Source organism: Bradyrhizobium sp. USDA 4011 (assembly GCF_054063415.1).
In genome coordinates this window covers 4,646,026-4,665,577 of sequence record NZ_JBSSGG010000001.1, presented here as the reverse complement: position 1 = coordinate 4,665,577, position 19,552 = coordinate 4,646,026, and the positions used below count along the sequence as shown (strand labels likewise).

Below are 19,552 nucleotides of genomic sequence, written 5' to 3'. Positions count from 1 at the left end.
TCACATCGCGAGACAGATCCCGACTAAACCCTTTGATCGATCTTTCGAGGCGCAGGATCGATCTCATGGATCGGTCGATCCGTATCATCGGCTCGATCCTTTCTGATCCACCACGACGAATAGGCCTTTCGCGGCACACCTGCCACAACAGCACCAACGCAGCGACATGCCGCTCTTTTCGTTCGCTGCGCGATTGCAGATTGCCGTGGAAGACGGATCGGCTGCACGAATTCGCAGCAGATCGGCCAGGATCGATTTCATGAATCCAGTTGCCGACATCGCTGGTCTGGCTGCCTTGTGGCAGAGAACGTCGGGTGGCGACCCCGCGGTGAAGATCGCGATCATCGACGGCCCCGTCGATCTCAATCATCCCTCGCTCAGGCAGGCCCGTGTCGCCATGGGCGGCGAGTTGGTCGTGCCGTCTTCATCGATCATCCAGTCCGAGCACGGCACGCATGTCACGAGCGTGCTGATGGGCACGCCCGGCAGCCCGGCGCTCGGCGTCGCGCCGAACTGCAGCGCAACCGTGTTCTCGATCTATCGCGAGAATGCCGCCGGACAGATCGAGCCGTCCTCGCAAAGCACCTTGGCGCTCGCGATCAACCAGGCGCTGGCGGTGGGCGCCGACATCATCAACATCAGCAGCGGTCAGCAATCCGCGACGGGGCAGGCCGATCGCATTCTGGTCGACGCGGTGCGGGCCTGCGAACGCGCCGGCAAGCTGATCGTCGCCGCCGCCGGCAATGATGGCTGCCGCTGCGTCCAGGTGCCGGGCAGCCTCGCTTCGGTGCTTGCGGTCGGCGCGTGCGATCTGGCCGGCAACCCGCTGCCGTTCAGCAATTTCGGCGACGCCTATCTCGAGAACGGCATCCTGGCGCCGGGCGAGAACATCGCCGGCGCCTCGCCGGTCCGCAACGTCAGCCTGCGTTCCGGAACGAGCTACGCGGCGCCGATCGTCACCGGTGTCGTCGCGCTGCTGCTCTCATGCCTGCGCCAGAACGGACGCAAGGCCGATCCGCAAGCCGTTCGTGCCGCGCTGCTCGAAAGCGCGGTTCCCTGCCGCAACGATGGCAGCGCCGCGCGCTGTCTCGCCGGACGGCTCGATATTCCCGCGGCTGTCGCCGCCCTGCTTGGCGAGCAGGCGGACGCCGTCATGCCGTCGGGTGCCACGGCCGCGCCTCCCCGCTTCTGGGGAGTGTCCGCGCGCCCTTTCGTCCAACCGTCATCCGCCGCTCAGCCAACTGCAACCAGAGAGGGTTCCATGGGAGATCTATCAGCAATGTCTGCACCATCGGCTCCGCGCATATTCGGGCCGGACGGCTCGGTCCTGCGAAGCAACGGCGGGATCATGCCAAGCGAGGCGCAGCCCGCCGCGCCGGCGGCACCTGCGGCCATGGCCGTCCCCGTTGATCACGGCGTCGTCGCCGCGCCGATCGCCGCACCCGCGCCTTATCCGTATCACGCTCCCCATGCGGGCGGCGACATGGTCTGGATGCCGGCACCGGCACCCCAGATGGTGATGCCGCCGATGATGATGCCGCAGATGGCGATGCCAACGGCCAGCATGATGCCGCAAACCTGGCTGCAGCCGCAGCAATTGCCTACGCTGATGCCGAGCAACGCGCTTCCCGTCGCAATGCCCCAGGCGCTGCAGGCGTATGAAGCACCCGCGGTGCGAACCAGCGAAAGGAGCTGCGGCTGCGGCGGCGGCATGCGTCCGCAGGGCGCTGCGTCCGAGTCCACCGGTCAGCTCGCCTTCCCGATCGGCCGGCTATTCTACGATTTCGGCAAGGAAGCTCGCCTCGATTACTTCGTGCAGGCGATCGCCAACTGGCGCGACAGCCTGATCGGACGCGGCGATCCGGTGTTCGGGCCCGAGCGCGACCGCTCCGGCGATACCTCGGCGCCGTACAATCCAGCGATCATGGCACGCTATCTGTTGAACCAGGCCGAAGGCGAGACCGCGACGCCGGCCGGCTCCGGCAACAACTTCCCGGATGCCGACGCCATCATCTGGACGATGACGATCGACTCGATTCCGATCTACGCGGTCAAGCCGCTCGATGTGTTCGGTCTCGGATTCTTCGCCGCGCTGATCCTGGCGCTTTGGCACCAGGAGGTCTCGCATGACGATCCGTCGAACACCCGAAGCGTGGTGGCGGCAGCACGTGGCGGCGACGACACCCCACCGACCACGCCACCAGCGTTCCCGCCGCGCGGCGGCGTTGCGCGGATTTCGATGGCCGGCTGGGTCGACAGCACCAACACGACCAAGCTCCTGAACGGGACCGTCGTGCCGACGCTGGTGACCGACTGGCGCGGCTTCTACCAGTGGGATCTCTACACGCTGTTCGGACCAGATCCCGAGACCTGGCCCGACGGCGCCGAGGGTTTCCTCGAGCGGATCTACAACGAGTTCCGCAATGTGGGCCTCTCGCCGCAGGATCGCGCGCTGAACTATTCGGCGATGAACGCCTACAACACGCGGAAGATCTTCACCGACGTCGCCAAGAAGGGCCTGCGGCTCGACACCGTGGAAGTTGACCAGAGCGTCATTTGCCGCCCGGAATCGATCTGCCACGACGTGACCTACCGCTTCTTCAATCCGACCCAGGTCCTGACCCAGGCTCGCGAAGTCTATCAGTACACGATCGACGTGAGCGACGTGGTGCCGGTCGCGGTTGGGCCGCTGCGGCAGTGGCAGGTCTACTGAGGCGATTGCTCCTCTGCATCCGGAGGAGATCAGAACGTGGCGCGATTTAGCGTCACGTGGTCCGGGGGACCGACGCGATGAGCGATCCCCTGGGCGACGTCCAGCGACGGCTGCCCGGTCGGTGCCCACCTCCCGTAGCTGCCGTCAATTCAAACCGAAAGAAGGAGCTGAACATGTACGCAAGGAACGACTTTGAGACCTTCGGCAGCGTGCGTAGCCCGATCCAGTGTGAGGGCATCGAGCGCGGTCCGAAGCGGATTGCCGAAGTGGCGACCAACGGGTCGGTCAACCCGCAGGGTTGGGGGGACATCCTCGGCGGCGTCGCGCAGGCGCTGCCGGGCGTCCTCGGTGCTTTCGGCATCTGATCGCCAAACTCGGGGCCCGGCGCTGTCGGGCCCCACCCCTGCCCTCGAGGAGGCCGACATGATGCAGAAATCCACCGCCAGGAGCCCACAGCAACAGCAGCAGAACGGTCGCCGGATCGAGCCGTCCGGAAAGATCGTCGTGTCGTCAGTCGTGAGCCACGCCTCGCTGCTCGCCGCGATCAGCGACCGCAACCCGATCATCGCCAAACGCACCACATCCGACGAAGACAAATCCTGACGTCGTCGTCATCACCGAACCAATGGAGCCGATGCCATGGCAAAACCGCCCCGCAAATCCGGATCCGACAGCGCCGCCTCTCCGCCGCCGGCGGAAACACCATCCGCAGCGTCAAGCCTTGCCGACGCGCGGCGCCCGTTGGAGGCGGCTGTTGTCGCCCGTCCGAAGATCGCCACCACGCCCGCCCCGCCGACAACGTCGGCCTACATGGCGCCGCCGCAAGGCCCCGGTGCTGCGCAGCAGATGCGCCATGATGGCTCGCCGCGTTCGGAGGAGCGGCTCAACACCGCGATGAAGATCCTGCTCGATCCCACGGCCCGCGCGCTGCCGAGCAAGGTCTATTCCGGACAGGCGCGAAACTGGACCCGCAGACCGTAACCAGGCCCACGCACTGAGCGGCGCTTCGATCCGCTACCCGGACATGCAACGGCCCGCCCGATCCGGCGGCGCGGCCGTTGCCGCTCGTCGGAGAGAGACATGAACCAGAACGGCAGTTCTCCTCGCATCAATCTGCGCCGCGCCGCCTGCACAGTTGCGGGCCTTGGGACGCTCCTGTTTCTAGCGGCCGGCACCATGCGATGGGCCGGCGCCTGGATGTTCCTGCTCGAGATCACGATCGGCGGACTGATCACCGAGGCATGGCTCGCAAGACATGATCCGGGGCTACTGGCGGAGCGCCGCACCGCGCGCGGCCAGGCCGGGTGGGATCGCGTCATCACGACGATCATGCCGCTGTTGTGGCTGACATGGCTGCCGCTGATGGCGCTCGACGCGGCGCGCTACCGGACATCGTTCGTCCCGTTCTGGCTGCAATGCGCCGGCGCGGTGATGATCGCGGCATCGTTCTGCATCGTCTATCGGACCTACCGCGAAAACAGCTACGCCGCCCCGGTCGTGAAGATCCAGCGCGAGCGCGGGCATGCTGCGGTGACCACGGGGCCGTACGCCTATGTGCGCCACCCGATCTATGCGAGCGGCCTGTTGACCTATGTCGGCACGCCGCTGCTGCTCGGATCCTGGTGGGGCCTTGGCATCGTGCCGGTCATGGCGGCGCTGCTCGGCCTGAGATCCATGATGGAGGAGCGGATGCTCACTGCCGAGCTCGACGGCTATGCCGAATATCTCGCCCGCGTGCGTTACCGCCTGGTTCCGATGGTCTGGTGAGCCCGTTCCGCGTGGCGGAGTTTGCCGCGAACTGGCGGCTTGCCTGATTGGCGGCAATTCCAATAAAGAAGGCTGAACGCGTGTTTCCCTGTCTTCGGCCAAAACGGCCGGACGACCCGAGGCGAAGCCGCCGCGTTGCAACGGGCAGGACATTGATGATCGAGGCAGTGATCTGGGATTTCGGCGGCGTCTTGACCACCTCGCCGTTCGAGGCCTTCGCGCGCTACGAGACCGAGCGCGGCCTGCCGATCGACATCATCCGCCGCACCAACGCCGCCAACCATCTGGAAAACGCGTGGGCCAAGTTCGAGCGCGCCGAGATCGGTATCGACGCATTCGACGAGCTGTTCGCCACGGAATCGAAGGCGCTCGGCGCCGAGGTGCGCGGCAAGGACGTGCTGCCGCTGCTCTCCGGCGACCTGCGCCCGGAAATGGTCGAGGCGCTGAAGCGCATCAAGGCAGAATTCAAGACCGGCTGCATCACCAACAATCTGCCGTCGAACGCAATCGGCAGCCACAGCGGACGCACGCTCTATGTCGCCGAGGTGATGTCACTATTCGACCACGTCATCGAGTCCGCGAAGATCGGCCTGCGCAAGCCCGATCCGCGCATCTACCAGATGATGGTGGGAACGCTGCAAGTGAACCCGAAGCACTGCGTCTATCTCGATGATCTCGGCGTCAACCTGAAGCCGGCGCGCGAGATGGGCATGACCACGATCAAGGTTGCGAACGCCGCGCAGGCGATCTCCGAGCTCGAAGCGGCGACCGGTCTCACGCTGAGGTGAAGTGGCCTGCCGGCATATTCACTCCGCGTTCAGGCGGCAGTCGCTAGTTCTCAGCCTCCCCTGGGTCACGGCGCGACTATGGAATCGCATCGTGATCCCATTCCCGGTCTGAGCATGACGTTCCGGAAAACCGACGTTCGCTTCTCCGGATCATGCCCGCGGAGGCACCCCCATGAAACATCTCGTCGTCGCCCTGGTCTCGGCTGGTTCGCTGCTGGTCTCGGTCGCAGCGTTCGCGCAATCAACCTCAACCCCCGCACCGGCGGCAGCGCCGGCGGCGCCTCTCGCGCAAGAGAGCACGTCGGCGGCAGCGCCCGTCCCCGGTGCCAAACGCGCGGCCTGCCAGAGCGCAGCGCAGGCGTTGAAGGGACAGGACCGGCATGATCAGATGCAGCTCTGCATGGCGCAGGCGCATCTCGACTACCTGAAGCAGGCGATCGACCAGAAGATCGTCGGCCCACAGCGCAAGGATTTCGTGAAGAGCTGCGCGGGCTAGAGGCTGCCGTCTCCTCCGTATTGCGCTCGGCGGAAATAGCCCGGAACCATGCGCTAACTCCAGCCTTTAATCCCTTTGCCTTTGTCGGGCAAACGAGCCTTGTGCTTTGCCCGCAACGGGAGCAGAACAGGTCCGAGTTCAAGGCAAATTCGGAGCTGATCCTCGTGGCTGACACCAGGCCCACCGCCTCGATCGAGGCCGTGGAAAGCGGCCTCGCCGCGCAAGGCTATATTGCGAGTCGGCAGATCGCGACCGCCGTCTATCTGTCGCAGCAGATCGAGAAGCCGATCCTGGTTGAGGGCCCTGCCGGCGTCGGCAAGACCGAGCTTGCGAAGGCGATCGCCGCCTGGCGCGGCCTGAAGATGATCCGTCTGCAGTGCTATGAAGGCCTCGACGAAGCCAAGGCACTGTATGAGTGGAAATATGCCAAGCAGCTGCTCTACACCCAGATCCTGAAGGACAAGCTCGGCGAGGTGCTCGGCGGCGCGCAGACGCTGGCCGCAGCGCTCGACCAACTCCACACCTTCGGCGACGTGTTCTTCTCCAAGGAATTCGTCGAGCCGCGACCGCTGTTGCAGGCGCTGGAGCAGCCCGCCGGCTGTGTGCTGCTGATCGACGAGATCGACAAGTCGGACGCCGAATTCGAATCGCTGCTGCTGGAAATTCTCTCGGACTTCCAGGTCACGATCCCCGAGCTCGGCACCGTCTCCGCGGTGGCGCCGCCGACCGTGATCCTGACCTCCAACAGCGAACGCGATCTCGGCGATGCCTTGAAGCGGCGCTGCCTGCATCTGCATATCGGCTTCCCCGAGCAGAAGCTGGAAGAGCGCATCGTCGAGAGCCGGATTCCCGGCATCTCGCAGACATTGCGCAAGCAGATGGTCGGCTTCATCCACGAGATCCGCTCGCTGGACCTGAAGAAGCTGCCCTCGGTCAGCGAGGCGATCGACTGGGCGCGCGTGCTGGTGCTGCTGCAGGCGAGCGAGCTCGACACCGAGATCGTCAAGGACACGCTCAACGTGCTCCTGAAATACGAGGCCGACATCGAGGCCGCGACGCCGCAGATTTCGTCCTTCATCGCCAAGGCGTCGCGCCAAGGCGTGTTCAGCTAGACCAAGATGCGCGAGAACCTGCATCGCTTCTTTCGTGCGGCGCGGGGAGCCGGGGTCCGGGTCTCGCCCGCCGAAAGCATCGATGCGATGCGGGCGGTCGCCCAGGTCGGCTTTGCCGACCGCGACATCCTGCGCGACACGCTCCTGCTGACGCTTGCCAAGACCCAGGACGAGAAGCGCTCGCTCGGCGAATGCTTCGACCTGTTCTTCAGCCAGCCCGAGCCGCAGCAGGAAAGCGCCGAGCAGAACAAGACCGACGACAACCGCGAATCCGGCGCCAACCCGTCGGCCGATGAGCATGGCGATGCGGCGGGCGGCGCCGCCGGCGAGAATCTCGGGCCGCTGGCGCAGATGCTGCTGTCGCAGGATCGCTCCGCGATATCGACGGCGATCGCCAATGCCTCCGGCGCCGCCTCGCTGCCCGATATCCGCTACTTCACCCAGCGCGGCATCTTCCAGACCCGCATCCTCGATGCGATGGGCATCCAGCGCCTGCGCGACGACATCGACGAGCAGACCACGCGCAATCCGGCGCTCGCCGAGCGGCTGCAGGAGGCGCTCAACGGCCTGCGCGGCACCGTCCGCGACGCGGTCTCGCAAGCCTTGCTGCTCTACGGGCGCGAAGAGACCGAAAACCTGCGCAATGAGATCCTGCGCAACGCGCCGCTGGCGCGGATCGAGCCGCGGCAGGTCGAGCAGATGCGCGCGCTGATCCGCCAGATCGCGCGCCGGCTGCGCGAACGCTATTCCAAGCCGCGCAAGCGCCAGCGCCGCGGCCATCTCGACGTCCGCCGCACGCTGCGCCGGAACGCGGCCTGGGGCGGTGTGCCGTTCCTCACCGCATGGAAGCGCAAGCATCGCGACCGGCCGAAGATCGTCGCGCTGTGCGACGTCTCGGGTTCGGTTGCCCGCGTCTCGGACTTCTTCCTGCTCCTGATCCACAGCCTGCACGAGGTGGTCGACGACGTCCGCTCCTTCGCCTTCTCGGGCCATCTGATCGAGGTCAGCGACATCCTGGAATCGAAATCGCCTGAAGAGGCGATGAAGGAGATCATGTCCAAGGTCGGCTTCGGCTCGTCCGACTACGGCAATTCCTTCGCCGACTTCGAGGACAATTGGATGAGCGCAATCACGCCGCAGACCACGGTGATCGTGCTGGGCGACGCCCGCAGCAACAATCTCGATCCGCGCGCCGACATCCTGCGCCGCATCGGCGAGCGTTCGAAGCGGCTGGTATGGCTCAATCCCGAAGGCCGCATGGTCTGGGGCTTCGGCGATTCCGAGATGCCGCGCTACGCAACCTTCTGCACTGTCGTGCGCCAATGCGCGACCGCCCGGCAGCTCGAGCGCGCCGTCTCCGACATCGTGGCGACCTATCAGTAGACGCCAGCGCTTTAGCGCGTTTTCGAGCGAAGTGGACACCGGTTCGCGTGAAGAAAGACGCGTCAAAACAAGAATCTGGAGCTTCGGTTCTGATTCAATCAGAACCGAAGCTCTAGAGGCGAAGCGAGTTGCTGTGAGATAGCCATCCGGCAAATGCGACCAGCGTCAGCACGATCGAGGCAAAGATGCTGACGAGCTTGATCGTCGTGATCGCCTTCAGGATCGAGACGGAACGTGCTGCCGCATGCGGGTCGCCGTGCAGCAACAGCCAGGCCAGCAAGCAGTCCTCGATCAGGTCACTCAGCAGATACACCGCCGGCACGACCAGGCCGAGCCACGCTACAGTCGGATAGATCTGGTCGAGCCAATATGACGACGCCGCGCCCATCGCGCCCGCCAGCGCCAGCATGACGATAAGATCGAGCGGGAACAGAATCGGGAAGACATATTTCATCCGGAGATCGGATTGCACCAGCTCGCCGAGCTGATCGCCGCTGTAACTCAGCGTCTTCTCCGGAAAGCGGGTCCGAAATCTGTTGGCGAATACGCGATCGGAGTAGCTGCCGACCCACCAGAACAGTCCGAACGCACTCACCACCAATCCCGCGAGAATGACCGTCACGAGAGCTTGGTGGCTCATGCCGATCCATTCCCGTCCAGGCTAAGGAAGCTGCGGAAGGCAGCGGGCGAGATGATCGCGCGCACCGGCGAAATCCCTGAAGGGGAGGAAAATATCGACGCAATATCGCAATGACTGGCGATGAGATTCCCACCTTTTCCAAAGTGTTGCAATTGAATTCTGCGGATCGCTGGTTAGAGCGAGCACGCGCGCCCGATGCCGGCCGCAGACTCCGAAACGACAGTTGGCGGTCACACCGCGTACACAGAACCGTCTTCAATTGGAGATTGAACCGTCCCCGTGTTCTGCCGTACATTGAGGTCGCGAATTTTCACGGCGGCCGCGGGGGCAACGGATGCCGAAGGATATTGTGATTTGTTGCGACGGCACCGGCAACGAAATCGGCGCCAATATTTCCAACGTCCTGAAGCTGTTTCGCGTCGCCGACAAGGATGACCGGCAGCGGATCTACTATCATCCGGGTCTCGGCACGATCGGCCTGCAGAACAGCTGGGGCCGCTTCAAGCAGGAAATGCGCGGCCTTTTCGGGCTGGCCTTCGGCGCCGGTCTCGACGAGGACACGCTTGGCGCCTACCGGTTTTTGTGCCGGCTCTGGGAGCCCGGCGACCGGGTCTGGATGTTCGGTTTCAGCCGCGGCGCCTATACCGTGCGCACGCTGGCGGCCTTCGTCCATGTGATGGGCCTGTTGCCGGTCGACCAGCTCGACCTCGCCAGCTACGCCTTCGGCACCTACAAGAAGGCCAGTTCCGATGCCCAGAAGTCCGACGGGACGTTTGACCCTGCCCCGTTGAAGGAAGTCTGGCACTTCAGCCAGATCGCCGGCGGACGCAACATCGACATCGAGTTCGTCGGAGTCTGGGACACCGTGGCCTCGATCATCGTGCCGCGGCAGGACAACTTCCTGTTCGACATCCAGACGCTGCTGTTCACGCGCACCAATTCCAGTGTCAGGCGATTCCGCCAGGCGATCTCGATCGACGAACGCAGGCGCATGTTCCGCCTCAACCGCTGGATTGAACCGCAGAAGTTCCGTTCCGATCCGTTCGATCCGGCGACGGAGGTGGAGCAGGACATTCGCCAGGTCTGGTTCGCCGGCGTGCACTCAGACGTCGGCGGCGGCTATCCCGAGGACAAGAGCGGGCCGTCAAAATTTCCGCTGATCTGGATGCTCGCGCAGGCCGGGGGCGCCGGGCTGCACCTGGATCAGGCGCTGATCGATCATCTCGCCTGGGGGACGCCGCTGCCGCCGCACAAGCACGACTATGTGCCGCCGAGCGCGACGGCCCCGCTGCACAATTCGCTGACCGCCGCCTGGGAAATCCTGGAATGGATTCCGAAGAGCGACAAATGGAAGGAATGGCCGGAGCGGAAGTCCTTCCTCGGCTTCTATCTGCCGCGCGGCGAGCCGCGGCCGATACCGGAAGGGGCGACCATCCACGCCTCGGTACTGGAGCGCATGGAGAAGGATCCGGCCTACCGGCCGATCAACCTGCCGAAGACCTACAAGGTCGAGCCAATGACGCCGCCACCGGCGCCGCCCGCTCCGACGGCCTGACGGCGTCGGAGTTCCCCATCTTGAGGCGCTTTTCTTCACGCGAAGCGGCATCCACTTCGCTCGAAAGCGCTTTGCGCATCGATCGGCATCCTTGATCCGCGTGCGGCTGAGCTCAGCCGACCGCATCGGCGCGCGCGACGGCCGGCAGCCATGGCCTCAATTGAGTTTATCGCGGGACGGTGTATTAACACGTTTCGTTCCGGAATCGTTCGATCCGGGAATCCGAATCGCCCTCTCAGGGATCATGACCGCCCAACCAGCCCTCGATCGCGCATCCGACCCGTCTCGCGACGCGCTGTCCGTGCTCAGTTCCGTATTCGGCCTGTCCGGCTTCCGCGGCGCGCAGGAGAAGATCATCCGCCACGTCACCGATGGCGGCAATTGCCTGGTGCTGATGCCGACCGGCGGCGGCAAGTCGTTGTGCTACCAGTTGCCGTCGCTGCTGCGCGACGGCTGCGGCATCGTGGTGTCGCCCTTGATCGCGCTGATGCGCGACCAGGTCGCGGGCCTCTCGGAGGCCGGCGTCAACGCCGCGGTGCTGAACTCGACGCTGTCCTATCAGGAAGCCTCCGAGGTCGAGCGCCGGCTGCTCGCCGGCGATCTCGATTTGCTCTATGTCGCGCCGGAACGGCTGCTCACGCCGCGCTGCCTCAATCTGCTCGGCCAGGCGCAGATCGCGCTGTTTGCGATCGACGAGGCGCATTGCGTCTCGCAATGGGGCCACGACTTCCGCCCGGAATATATCGGCCTGTCCGCACTCGCCGAGCGCTTCCCCAATGTGCCGCGCATCGCGCTGACGGCAACCGCGGACGCATTGACGCGAAAGGAGATCGCCGAGCGGCTGTCCCTCACCGACGCGCCGGAGTTCGTCGCAAGCTTCGACCGCCCCAACATCCGCTACGAGATCGTCGATAAGCAGAACGCCACCACGCAGCTGAAGTCCTTCATCAAGGAGCGGCATGCCGGCGATGCTGGCGTGGTCTATTGCCTGTCGCGCGCCAAGGTCGAGGACGTCGCGGCATCGCTCTGCGAGGCCGGCATTCCCGCGCTGCCCTATCACGCCGGGCTCGATGCCAGCGTGCGGGCCCGGCATCAGGACCGCTTCCTCAACGAGGACGGCATCGTGATCGTCGCTACGATCGCGTTCGGCATGGGCATCGACAAGCCAGATGTTCGCTTCGTCGCGCATCTCGATTTGCCGAAGAGCATCGAGGCCTACTACCAGGAGACCGGACGCGCCGGCCGTGACGGCAAGCCGTCGGCGGCGTGGATGGCCTATGGCCTTTCCGACATCGTGCAGCAGCGCCGCATGATCGACGAATCGACCGGCTCCGACGCCTTCAAGCGCGTCTCGATCGGCAAGCTTGACGCGCTGGTTGCGCTCGCCGAGACCGTGCATTGCCGGCGGCAGCGCCTGCTCGGCTATTTCGGCGAGACCCGCTCGGATGAAAGCTGCGGCAATTGCGACAACTGCCTGACGCCGCCGCGTGTCCGCGACGGCAAGGTCCTGGCGCAGAAGCTATTGTCCTGCGTGTATCGCACCGGGCAGCGCTTTGGCGCCATGCATCTGATCGACGTGCTGGTCGGGCGGCTGACCGAACGCGTCAAGCAGTTCAACCACGAGCAATTGTCGGTGTTCGGCATCGGCCGCGAGCTCAACGAGAAGCAATGGCGCGCGGTGCTGCGCCAGCTGGTGGCGATGGGCCATCTGCGCGCCGACAGCGACGCTTTCGGCGCGCTGAAGCTGACCGACAGCGCCCGCGGCGTGCTGAAGGGTGAGACCGCGGTGATGTTGCGCGAGCAGCCGGAAGGCGCGCGCAAACGCGCGGTCCGCGGCAAGTCGCGCCGCGGCGAGCTCGCGCCCGCGGCCGACAGTCCCGGCGGGGCCGTCGGCCCGGCGTTGCATGCCGCCCTGCGCGCCTGGCGCTCGGAAGTCGCACGCCAGCGCGGCGTGCCGGCCTATGTGGTGCTGCACGATTCGACCATCGACGGCATCGCCGCGATGCGTCCGGATACGCTGGGCGAACTGCGCAACATCGCCGGGATCGGCGACAAGAAGCTCGAGCATTACGGCGACGAGCTGATCCGGATCGTGAAATCCAACGACGGCTGAACGTCGCGCAGGGCCTTGAGCCGGTCCAAGCGTACCGCATTGACTGCGGTCGCAAGCTCCGCAGGGGCCGCCCACCTCCACGCAATCCTCGGCTGCATCGTCCCAACCTGCTCCGGATACCGCAGCGAACGGCGCCCAGGCATAGGAGCCATACCGGCGGGGCAACGCGTGCGCTTGCGGGCCGCGCCGCCCTCGCCCTAATCTTTCGGTCGTCGCATCCAACGAGGCGCGGCCGAGACTTAACGACAAGACATAACGACAAAAGATAGGGAAGAGACGGGCCATGGCTCAGGAGAGCACCGCGCGCAGAGCCGCGCGCCCTGCCGAAAGTGGAACGTTCGACGCCGTTGTGATCGGCGCGGGGTTCGCCGGCATGTACATGCTGCATCGGCTGCGCGGGCTCGGCTTCACCGCGCGGGTCTACGAGGCCGGCGGTGGCGTCGGCGGCACCTGGTACTGGAATCGCTATCCCGGCGCGCGCTGCGATGTCGAGAGCCTGCAATACTCCTTCTCGTTCTCCGAGGAACTCGATCAGGACTGGAGCTGGTCGGAGAAATATTCTCCGCAGCCCGAAATTCTCGCTTACGCCAACCACGTCGCCGACCGCTTCGACCTGCGCAGCCAGATCGTGTTCGACAGCCGCGTCACCGCGGCGACCTTCGACGAGAAGGCAGGCAGCTGGCTGATCGAGACCGACCGCGGCGACAAGGTCACCGCCAAATTCTGCATCATGGCGGTCGGCTGCCTGTCGGCGCCGAACCGACCCACTTTCACCGGGATGGCAGATTTCCGCGGGCCGATCTATCACACCGGCGAATGGCCGCATGAGGGTGTCGATTTCACCGGCCTGCGCGTTGGCGTCATCGGCACCGGCTCGTCCGCGATCCAGTCGATCCCGATCATCGCGCAGCAGGCGTCCGAGCTCACCGTGTTCCAGCGCACCGCGACCTGGTCGGTCCCGGCATGGAACGAGCGGCTGTCGGCGGAGTATCTCAAGGAAGCCAAGGCGCATTATCCGGAGCTGCGCGCGAAAGCGCGAGCGCGCCCGACCGGCTTCTACTTTCAGTTCAACGCCCAGCCCGCCTTGCAGGCGAGCGAGCAGGAGCGCGAGCGGCTCTATGAGGAAGCCTGGCAGCGCGGCGGCCTGCCCTTCCTCGGCGCGTTCGGCGACCTCCTGTTCGAGAAGGCCGCCAACGACACCATCGCCGATTTCGCGCGCGAGAAGATCCGCGGCATCGTCAAGGATCCCGCCACCGCCGAGCTGCTGTGCCCTCGAAACGTGTTCGGCTGCAAGCGGCTCTGCGTCGATACCAACTACTTCGAGACCTACAATCTGCCGCATGTGAAACTGGTCGACGTGTCGAACACACCGATCGAGCGCTTCACCACCAACGGCATCGTGGTCGACGGCACCGAATACAGATTCGACGCGATCGTCTCCGCCACTGGCTTTGCCGCCATGACGGGCTCGTTCGACAAGATCGCGATCACCGGCCGCGGCGGGCAGACGCTCGCCGAAAAATGGCAGGCCGGCCCGCGGGCCTATCTCGGCCTCGCCTCGGAGGGATTTCCGAACCTGTTCATGATCACCGGGCCCGGCAGCCCATCGGTGCTCGCGAGCATGATCCAGGCGATCGAGCAGCATGTCGACTGGCTTGCCGATTGCCTCGGCCATATGCGCGACGTCGGCGCCGGCACGATCGAGGCGGTGCGCGACGACGAGGATGCCTGGGTCGCCCATGTCAACGACGTCTCCACGGTCTCGCTGCGCTCGACCTGCAGCTCCTGGTATGTCGGCGCCAACATCCCGGGTCGTCCCCGCGTGTTCATGCCCTATATCGGCGGCTTCCCGATCTATGTGCAGAAGTGCAATGAGGTGATGAATTCGGGCTATGACGGCTTCGTGCTGCAGGGTGGGCGCAAAGGCAACGAGCCGCCGCAGGTCCGCTTCACCGAGCGCTGGCAGGTGCCGCTTGATATCGAGGTGATCTCGCCGGCAGCGGTCGCCGCCAAGCGCGTCCCGGTGGTCTGAACCTCAGCCGTATCGCCGCCGGGATTGCGCATGATAGTGTCGTGCCATACCGCGTTTCGCATCGCGGGCCGCACGGGGGACGATGGCCGACACGGCATTGCAGGGATTGGTCGAGCGGATCGGCGCGGATCACGTCGTGCGCCGACTTGGAATCGAGGCCGCGCACGAGAGGCAGCTGTTCGGACAGGGCACACTCGTGTTCAACGTCGAGAACTGGAAGCTGGCGCCATGGGTCGTCGAGACTGCGCTCAAGCTGGCCGGCCTCCATGGCCGCGCCCGCCGCAACGCCGACCGGGTCGAGGTCCGACGCAACCTGGTGACGTCGGCGCGCCTGCCGGCGGCGTTCGACGGCTTCACCATCCTTCATCTCAGCGATCTCCACGCCGACATCAGCCAGGGAGCGATGCGGCATCTGGCGGACATCGTCCGCTATGTCGCCGGCGACATCTGCGTCCTGACCGGCGATTATCGCGGCAAGACGTTTGGCCCGTTCGAGAGCAGCCTCGCGCTGATGAAGGATCTCTGCGCGCGGATCAAACTGCCGCTCTACGGCATCCTCGGCAATCATGACAGCATCCGCATGACGCCGGCGCTGGAGGCGATGGGCATCAGAATGCTGTTCAACGAGCAGGAGCCGATCACGCGCGATGGCGCGACGATCCATCTCGCCGGCATCGACGATGCGCATTTCTATCGCACCGACGACATTGCAAAGTCTGCCGCGGCGATCCCGCGCGATGCGTTCTCGATCCTGCTCGCGCATACGCCGGAATCCTATCGCGCGGCGGCCGCCGCCGGCTTCGACCTGATGCTGAGCGGCCATACCCATGGCGGCCAGCTCTGCCTGCCCGGCGGCATCGCGATCAAGCTGGAGGCGCGGCTACCGCGCAGGATGGGCAAGGGCGCCTGGCGTTTCCAGACGCTTGCCGGTTACACGTCGGCCGGAGCCGGCACCAGCCTGGCGCCGGTGCGGCTGAACTGCCCGGCCGAGATCACGGTGCATACGCTGCACCGGCTCGGCCGCTGAACTCGGATACGCCGCCTGTACGTCGCAGGCGTGGGCGTAGGCGCGCATTGCCAAAATATCGAAAACAACCCCATGCAAAGCAGCCGGCGGCTGCCCGGACTCAGCAAGGAAAGGCATGTGGCCGATGGCCATATACGATCGCCGTGCCGTAAGGATGGGAGAGAGAGTAGCGGAGGTCTCAATTGCCCTTCTTCGCGCTCGCGCTCTGCTCGTTCACCGTGCAGGTGATCAACAGGGTGTAGCCGCGCGCATCCTTGGCGATATCGGACGTCTCCTTCTTGGTCCCGTCGCGCCATTCGGCGGTCCGGTACATCACCGCGCTGTTGTCGAGGAAGTCGCGCAGCGCGCCGGTCTTGATGGCGAAGTTGATGTTTTCCGGGATCGATCCCGTGGCCCGCGCCATCCTGACCGCGTCGAGCTTCGCGGCCACCACGCCGACCACGGCGCCGCCGAGATCGAACAGCGGCCCGCCGCTGTTGCCGGGCTGTACCGCGGCGCTGATCTGCAGATGACGCGTGTCGTTGAGGATGCCGCTCAGCGAAGAAACGATGCCCGTGGTCACGGTGAAATCGGATGTCAGCAGGCCATGATAGGGGTAGCCGATCGCCACGACTCCGTCGCCAACCCTAATCGAGTTCTGCCGGATGCTCGCGACATCCTTGAACGGGGACGGCGCCTGCAGCAGCGCGAGATCGTTGGTCTCGTCGTCGGACACTAACCGCAATTTGACCGCCGCCGCACCGCTCAGATTGCCCGTGATCTCGCTGCAACCATCGACGACATGATGGTTGGTGACGACGTGGCCGCTATCGCTGACGACGAAGCCGGTGCCGGTGCCTGATCTCGCCTGCTTCGTGGGCGGCGCGTTGGGTGCAGCCTGCTGCGGCGGCGCAGCCGCAGGCTTTGTCGCGACCGCGAACTCGCCGGCGTTGGAGACGCCGTTCTTCTTCACAGAGACCACGCAGTTGAGCAGCGCCGGCAGCAATTGCGCGGTCTGATTGAGATTGAACTGAAACAGTTGCCCTTGCGCGAACGCCGTCATCTGGCGCGCCTTGCGGAACTGATTGATCAGCGCCGAATTCACCGGCATCTCGACATTCACGAGCTTCTCGCCGAGCGGCATGCCGTAGACATTGAACGCGGGCTGGCCGTCAAAGGTCAGCGCGAGCGGAAAGGCTTCGCCCGGCGTCAAACGCCAGCTGTCATGAGCCAAGCCCAGCCGCCAGCTGCCATTCGCGGCAACCGCCACCATGAAGAAGATGCCGCTCTGGTATGTGCTCCCCGCCGAGCAATGCGTGAACGCACCGCTCTTGTCGTCGGTAAAGGCGCCGCCCTTCCAATTGCCGACCGTGATCGAGCCGTAGGGACCGCGGGCGCTCGATGGAGTTGCGGACGCAAACAGCCACGCGGCCACAACGGCCGCCCAGATCGCAACTCTCATGACATCCACTCCCCAGCCACAACCCCTTATAGGAGGCGGAGAAATTCATCCGCAAGTGGTGCGCGGCTTGGCCTTTGCTGCAGCGGCCACGCAATACCGCCGCGGATGAGGCGATCGCCACACCCTCAGGTTACAGACGGTATGTTCCTATTATGTTCCGAAGATGTCAACCCGGACATAGCCAGCCGCCGCGCCAGGCGGACGCTATTGCGGCTCCCGAACCGAAGACTGCGCCGGCGGATTTGGATCGCTGGACCAGTAGCGGGATGCGAAGGCATGCACGCCGACGCCGATCAGGAAGATGCCGGCATAGAGCTCGATCTCGCTGTTCATCGCCAGCAGGCGGGCGCGCAACAAGGCGCCGTGGCCCGGGTAAGCCCAAAACCAATGCCCCACCGCGACGATGCCGACGCCGAGCGCGGCGATGGCTCGGCCGGCCGCATTCATCATCCTCACGCGAAGGTCTCCCGACTCGCCCGGCCTGGACAGGATATCGGGAGAAGCTGACGCCGACCTGACGCGTCAGCCTCGCGAGAGCCCGTGGACGTAGCCCGGACGGAGCCAACGGGTCGCGCAAACGCGCGCCCGATGACAGGCTCCGCACAATCCGGGACGGTCTTTCCGCGGAGGGGTGCCTGTCTTCTCCTTCCCCTGAAAGGGGGAAGGTCGGGATGGGGGGCAGCCGCAGGCGATGCTGCAAGCGGAGAAAGCAGATCCCCACCCGCTTTGCTCTGGCGAGCAACGCGACCTCCCCTTTTCAAGGGGAGGTTTGGAGCAGCGTCGCCCGGAGTTCGCTTCCGTCCGGTCTATGAAACTACAAAGCGTGCCCCGCCTCAGCCGTTCCTGAATGCGTAGGCGTAGCCGTTGAGCGCCGGCGCACCGCCGAGATGGGCGTAGAGCACCTTCGACCCGGCCGGAAAGAAACCCTTCTGCACCAGATCGATCATGCCCTGCATCGATTTCCCCTCGTAGACGGGGTCGGTGATCATGCCTTCCAGCCGCGCGCTGAGCCGGATCGCCGCCTTGGTCTCCTCCGACGGCACGCCATAGGCGGGATAGGCGTAGTCCTCGATCAGCACGACATCATCCTCGACGATGTCGCGGCCGAGCTCGACCAGGTCAGCGGTATTCTGCGCGATCGACAGCACCTGCGCCTTGGTCTGCGCGGGCGTGAACGAACCGTCGATGCCGATCACGTTGCGCGCGCGCCCGTCGGCGGCGAAGCCGACCAGCATGCCGGCATGAGTCGAGCCGGTCACCGTGCAGACGATGATGTAGTCGAACTTGACGCCGAGCTGGCGCTCCTGCGCGCGCACCTCTTCGGCGAAGCCGACATAGCCGAGCCCGCCATATTTGTGCACGGAGGCGCCGGCCGGGATCGCGTAGGGCTTGCCGCCCGCCGCGTTCACTTCCTCGATCGCCTGCTCCCAGCTCTTGCGAATGCCGATGTCGAAGCCCTCGTCGACCAGGCGCACATCCGCGCCCATCACGCGCGAGAGCAGGATGTTGCCGACGCGGTCATAGACTGCGTCCTCATGCGGCACCCAGCTTTCCTGCACCAGCCGGCACTTCATGCCGATTTTGGCCGCGACCGCCGCGACCATCCGGGTGTGGTTGGATTGCACGCCGCCGATCGAGACCAGCGTGTCGGCGTTGGAGGCGATCGCGTCGGGGATGATGTATTCGAGCTTGCGCAGCTTGTTGCCGCCGAAGGCGAGCCCGGAATTGCAATCCTCGCGCTTGGCATAGAGCTCGACCTTGCCGCCGAGATGCTTTGACAACCGATCGAGCTTCTCGATGGCCGTCGGCCCGAAGGTGAGCGGGTAGCGTGCGAACTTCTCCAGCATACTGGCATCCTCTTTGGTGGTCTGGAACGGCGGCCAGAACTATCACTACAGCCGCGAAAGGTGCTCTCTAAGTCAGGCCGCCTGATCGCCGAAGATTGCCGAATTCGCACCAAATGATATGTTTTCTCTCACATTACTGGCCATCAGTGAGAGATTCTTTCATGTCCGCCCGGCTCGACCGGATCGACCTCAAGATATTGAGATTGCTGCAAAAGAACGGCCGGCTCAGCAACGCCGAGCTGGCCGATCAGGTCGGCGTCAGCCCCGCCACCTGCCATCGCCGGACCCAGGCGCTGTTCGACGAGGGCTATGTCAGCGGCGTCCGCGCCATGGTGGCGCCGCGCAAGGTCGGCAAGGGCGCGCTGGTGATGGTCGGCGTCGTGCTCGACCGCTCGACGCCGGAGAGCTTTGCGAGCTTCGAGCAGGCGGTGGCGAAGCTGAAGTTCGTGCTCGACTGTCACCTCGTCGCCGGCGACTTCGATTATTTCCTCAAGATCCGCGTCGGCGACATGGAGGACTTCAACCGCATCCATGGCGACCAGCTGATCGCGCTGCCCGGTGTGCGGCAGACCCGCACCTTCTTCGTGATGAAGGAAGTGGTGGACAATGCGGAGCTGGAGTTCTGAGCTGCGGCTCCG

18 protein-coding genes are annotated in these 19,552 nt (G+C 65.0%); 14 read left to right on the top strand and 4 right to left on the bottom strand.

The genetic code is table 11. From position 1 onward, the window contains the following. The first annotated feature begins 259 nt into the window (after positions 1–259). The 9 genes from ACVW1C_RS21910 to ACVW1C_RS21870 all read left to right on the top strand — a co-directional run bounded on the left by ACVW1C_RS21910 (position 260) and on the right by ACVW1C_RS21870 (position 8,259). On the top strand, positions 260–2,713 hold the full coding sequence (locus ACVW1C_RS21910; protein ID WP_456760185.1) for a cyanobactin maturation protease PatG family protein: 2,454 nt from the start codon (positions 260–262) through the stop codon (positions 2,711–2,713). A gap of 173 nt (positions 2,714–2,886) precedes the next feature. Further along, positions 2,887–3,078, top strand: a complete 192-nt coding sequence (locus tag ACVW1C_RS21905; RefSeq protein ID WP_207833783.1) for a hypothetical protein — start codon at positions 2,887–2,889, stop codon at positions 3,076–3,078. A 58-nt stretch (positions 3,079–3,136) separates the two neighbouring features. Continuing rightward, the gene (locus ACVW1C_RS21900; protein WP_092126523.1) at positions 3,137–3,316 is read left to right on the top strand and encodes a hypothetical protein; all 180 of its coding nucleotides are present in this window, start codon (positions 3,137–3,139) and stop codon (positions 3,314–3,316) included. A 36-nt stretch (positions 3,317–3,352) separates the two neighbouring features. Continuing rightward, a complete protein-coding gene (locus ACVW1C_RS21895; RefSeq protein ID WP_456760184.1) occupies positions 3,353–3,694 on the top strand; it encodes a hypothetical protein in 342 nt (113 codons plus the stop codon). A gap of 99 nt (positions 3,695–3,793) precedes the next feature. Next, a complete protein-coding gene (locus ACVW1C_RS21890) occupies positions 3,794–4,480 on the top strand; it encodes a methyltransferase family protein (protein WP_456760183.1) in 687 nt (228 codons plus the stop codon). 155 nt (positions 4,481–4,635) lie between these two features. Then, a complete protein-coding gene (locus ACVW1C_RS21885; RefSeq protein WP_456760182.1) occupies positions 4,636–5,268 on the top strand; it encodes an HAD-IA family hydrolase in 633 nt (210 codons plus the stop codon). A gap of 172 nt (positions 5,269–5,440) precedes the next feature. Further along, positions 5,441–5,764: a hypothetical protein gene (locus ACVW1C_RS21880; RefSeq protein WP_456760181.1), complete on the top strand. Its 324-nt coding sequence runs from the start codon at positions 5,441–5,443 to the stop codon at positions 5,762–5,764. 164 nt (positions 5,765–5,928) lie between these two features. After that, entirely contained in the window at positions 5,929–6,876 is a 948-nt protein-coding gene (locus tag ACVW1C_RS21875; RefSeq protein WP_456760180.1) for an AAA family ATPase, read from the top strand. Between the two features lie 6 nt (positions 6,877–6,882). Next, positions 6,883–8,259, top strand: a complete 1,377-nt coding sequence (locus tag ACVW1C_RS21870; RefSeq protein WP_456760179.1) for a vWA domain-containing protein — start codon at positions 6,883–6,885, stop codon at positions 8,257–8,259. Between the two features lie 112 nt (positions 8,260–8,371). Here ACVW1C_RS21870 and ACVW1C_RS21865 read toward each other — a convergent pair whose 3' ends face one another. Further along, entirely contained in the window at positions 8,372–8,899 is a 528-nt protein-coding gene (locus ACVW1C_RS21865) for a hypothetical protein (protein WP_456760178.1), read from the bottom strand. Positions 8,900–9,233: 334 nt separating this feature from the next. On the opposite strand from ACVW1C_RS21865, the gene ACVW1C_RS21860 reads away from it, so the two are divergent. The 4 genes from ACVW1C_RS21860 to ACVW1C_RS21845 all read left to right on the top strand — a co-directional run bounded on the left by ACVW1C_RS21860 (position 9,234) and on the right by ACVW1C_RS21845 (position 15,626). Beyond that, the gene (locus ACVW1C_RS21860; RefSeq protein ID WP_456760177.1) at positions 9,234–10,454 is read left to right on the top strand and encodes a T6SS phospholipase effector Tle1-like catalytic domain-containing protein; all 1,221 of its coding nucleotides are present in this window, start codon (positions 9,234–9,236) and stop codon (positions 10,452–10,454) included. Between the two features lie 244 nt (positions 10,455–10,698). Then, complete coding sequence (gene recQ / locus ACVW1C_RS21855; protein WP_456760176.1) at positions 10,699–12,567, top strand: DNA helicase RecQ; 1,869 nt, start codon at positions 10,699–10,701, stop codon at positions 12,565–12,567. A gap of 283 nt (positions 12,568–12,850) precedes the next feature. Next, positions 12,851–14,599 (top strand): flavin-containing monooxygenase, encoded by a 1,749-nt coding sequence (locus ACVW1C_RS21850; protein ID WP_456760175.1) that lies wholly within the window; start codon positions 12,851–12,853, stop codon positions 14,597–14,599. A gap of 82 nt (positions 14,600–14,681) precedes the next feature. Continuing rightward, positions 14,682–15,626, top strand: coding sequence for a metallophosphoesterase (locus ACVW1C_RS21845; protein WP_456760174.1), 945 nt, complete (start codon positions 14,682–14,684; stop codon positions 15,624–15,626). A gap of 178 nt (positions 15,627–15,804) precedes the next feature. Here ACVW1C_RS21845 and ACVW1C_RS21840 read toward each other — a convergent pair whose 3' ends face one another. The 3 genes from ACVW1C_RS21840 to ACVW1C_RS21830 form a co-directional block, all read right to left on the bottom strand. Continuing rightward, positions 15,805–17,067 carry a S1C family serine protease gene (locus ACVW1C_RS21840; protein ID WP_456760173.1) on the bottom strand — a complete coding sequence of 421 codons (1,263 nt, stop codon included), beginning with the start codon at positions 17,065–17,067 and terminating at the stop codon, positions 15,805–15,807. Positions 17,068–17,271: 204 nt separating this feature from the next. Continuing rightward, entirely contained in the window at positions 17,272–17,517 is a 246-nt protein-coding gene (locus tag ACVW1C_RS21835; protein WP_456763137.1) for a hypothetical protein, read from the bottom strand. A gap of 383 nt (positions 17,518–17,900) precedes the next feature. Next, positions 17,901–18,914: a 1-aminocyclopropane-1-carboxylate deaminase gene (locus ACVW1C_RS21830; RefSeq protein WP_456760172.1), complete on the bottom strand. Its 1,014-nt coding sequence runs from the start codon at positions 18,912–18,914 to the stop codon at positions 17,901–17,903. A gap of 161 nt (positions 18,915–19,075) precedes the next feature. Between ACVW1C_RS21830 and ACVW1C_RS21825 the strand changes: the two genes are divergently transcribed. After that, positions 19,076–19,540 carry an Lrp/AsnC family transcriptional regulator gene (locus ACVW1C_RS21825; protein WP_456760171.1) on the top strand — a complete coding sequence of 155 codons (465 nt, stop codon included), beginning with the start codon at positions 19,076–19,078 and terminating at the stop codon, positions 19,538–19,540. The last annotated feature ends 12 nt before the right edge of the window (positions 19,541–19,552 follow it).